Below are 2,500 nucleotides of genomic sequence, written 5' to 3' on the forward strand. Positions count from 1 at the left end.
TCGTCCTTTAGTTTTCGGAACATGTACTCCAGATCAGCATCAGTCAATGATTTGAAAATTTTGTGAACCATTAACTGTGCTTTTAACTCTTTTCTAAATTCTTCATGGTATTCCTGAGGATAATTAGCCAGGAGTTCTATGTTTTCATTTTCCAGAGCCTGTGAAGCTGCCCTTGATGCTATTTCTGCACAGGTGAAACCCATTATCAGACCACCACCAGTGGTGGGTTTGACCTGGGACGCTGCATCTCCCAGAAGAAGTACTCTATCTTTAACCAGTTGTTTTTGCGAGTTATACTTGGGAATAACCCCATAATATTTCTTTAAAATAGTTGATCTCCGGAGTTCGGGGCGTTTGGCTATCAATTCTTTGAGTAATATGTTTAACTGTTGATAATTACAATCTGCGAAGAGACCTACTCGTGCCGTGCTTTCAGATAAGGGAATGACCCATAAAAAACCAGGAGATACCCTTGAATCAACGTAAAGGTGAACGTAGTCCTTTTGAAAACGTTTTTCACCCACATCGACCAGATACTGGGCAGCCTGGAATGATTCCACCAGTGGGTTGAATTTTTCAGATATGGTAGAAGCGTGCCCATCTGCCCCCACCACCACTGTCGCTGATATCCTGTCATTTTCCTTATTTTTGATGTCTATAACACCACGGAGGGTATCTACCTTTTCCACCTTTTGATTGAGGAATATGTCTGCCCCGGCATCTTCAGCAAGTTTGGCTAAAAACTTGTCGTACCCTACCCTGTCCAGAACGTATGCTTCTGGTTTATCCTTTTGAACTGATAGTATGGTATCTTCAGGGGAGTGGAGAAATGCTCCGTGAACCGGGTTAATTATAAATTTATCGGGTAGAAGATTCACTTTTTTAATTCTTTTACCTAAAAGTCCCGCGCACTGGAGTGGAACGCCAATTTCCCTTTTTTTCTCAAGTACGGCTACTTTATAGCCTTTTTCTGCCATGTGCCTGGCCAAGGTTGAGCCTACTGGTCCGGCACCAACCACTGCCACATCGTAGTTCTTCATATCAATCTCAAAGTAATGATTATTTATTTTTTTGTAAATTTTGGATATTGTTAAAATTAAATATCAAAAAATTGGTAATAATTGGCATATGCACTTAATATGAGCATATACTAATCCAAATATTCAGCAAGCTATCTTTTAAACTTTTGGTCATATTCCTCAATAATGGATCTTTTGGGTATTTTATGGTTCTCTGGTTTTAAATCCACTTCCTCACCCATGGTAAGTCTATCAATTATATCCTCCACCTCCCGGGGATTGGGAACATCTTCCAGAATTATATTGGTGTGTTCATGACCCCCATAGATTTCTATGTCTCCGGCAGAGAATAAACGATCGAATATGCCCTGATCTACATCTATATCTTGGATCTTGCTGTAATGAATGTAGGATCTTTTCTTTCTAATTATTCCCCTTTTCACCACCACCCTCTGGGTGGTAATCTGATATTTTTTCTGTCTCCAGGAAATCATATCCCATATTATTGATAGTATCAGGAAAAGGATGATCAACAGGAGGAGGTAGTAGGTGGCCTGGATCAGGGGGAGCTGAACATATTGCACCGAGTAATTCTCTAAAGCGATTGCTACCACTATTACGTACCGGAAAAGGTAAAAAACCACTAGTAAAAGTATTAATTTAAGAATGGTCCATTTCATGCTGGCTAAAAATCGGGGACGCGTCTCAAACACCAGCCTCTCCCCAGGATTGTTATTATTATTATTTCGGTTAAACATTATCTCATCTACCACCATTCACACATAAACAAGTATTCCATTGTATAAATAACCTATTATCATCTTCTATAAAGTATTTTACAACTTTTAGTATAAATTTAATATTCTAAATAGTTTTATCTGCATCCTTTAACTAACTTTTAAGTGATGATTAAAAAGAGGATCATTATACAGGAAACCAATATATTGCTCACATCAGACATTGAGCCCAGTTACGTTGTTGGTTTTATCACCCGCCAGAGAGAAGAACTGAAACGCTTTATCCGGATGAACAAGGAGTTTCAAACCAGCCTGGAACCGTTAAAAGTGGTTTCCACACCAGAAATAGTGAAGATGATGGCCAGTTCTGCCCAGATAGCTGGTGTGGGACCCATGGCCGCAGTGGCCGGAACCATCTCCCAGCTCACCCTTAACTTTTTACTCAAACAGGGTGCAAAGTACGTTATTGTGGACAATGGCGGTGACATAGCCCTTAAAACCAATAAAGATGTTATTATGGGTTTATATGCCGGGGAATCCTCATTATCTGGAAAAATAGGTTTCAAAATCAAACATGACAAGACCCCACTGGGAATATGCACATCATCAGGCACTGTGGGCCATTCCATTAGTTTTGGGCAGGCTGATTCAGTTACGGTATTCTCATCTTCATCCAGTGTTGCCGATGCACTGGCCACCTCCATTGCCAACCAGGCCACCAGAGATAATGAAGTGGAAATGGTT

The 2,500-nt window shown here is 40.3% G+C and carries 3 protein-coding genes (2 of these 3 only partly in view); 1 reads left to right on the plus strand and 2 read right to left on the minus strand.

What is annotated here, in order from left to right:
• A protein-coding gene (locus CIT02_RS05255) for an NAD(P)/FAD-dependent oxidoreductase (protein ID WP_363124156.1) crosses the window boundary here: on the minus strand, positions 1–1,097 show its 5' portion. Its footprint begins 139 nt before the window's first position; only the first 1,097 of its 1,236 coding nucleotides appear in the window; it begins with the start codon at positions 1,095–1,097; its stop codon lies off the left edge, out of view.
• A 74-nt stretch (positions 1,098–1,171) separates the two neighbouring features.
• Complete coding sequence (locus CIT02_RS05260; protein ID WP_292614685.1) at positions 1,172–1,732, minus strand: PH domain-containing protein; 561 nt, start codon at positions 1,730–1,732, stop codon at positions 1,172–1,174.
• 192 nt (positions 1,733–1,924) lie between these two features.
• On the opposite strand from CIT02_RS05260, the gene CIT02_RS05265 reads away from it, so the two are divergent.
• Positions 1,925–2,500: the 5' portion of a UPF0280 family protein gene (locus tag CIT02_RS05265; protein WP_292614909.1), read on the plus strand. Its footprint extends 153 nt past the window's final position; the window shows 576 of its 729 coding nt (coding positions 1–576); it begins with the start codon at positions 1,925–1,927; the stop codon falls past the right edge of the window.

The sequence above is a fragment of the Methanobacterium sp. BAmetb5 genome (assembly GCF_003491305.1).
Classification (GTDB): Archaea; Methanobacteriota; Methanobacteria; order Methanobacteriales; family Methanobacteriaceae; genus Methanobacterium.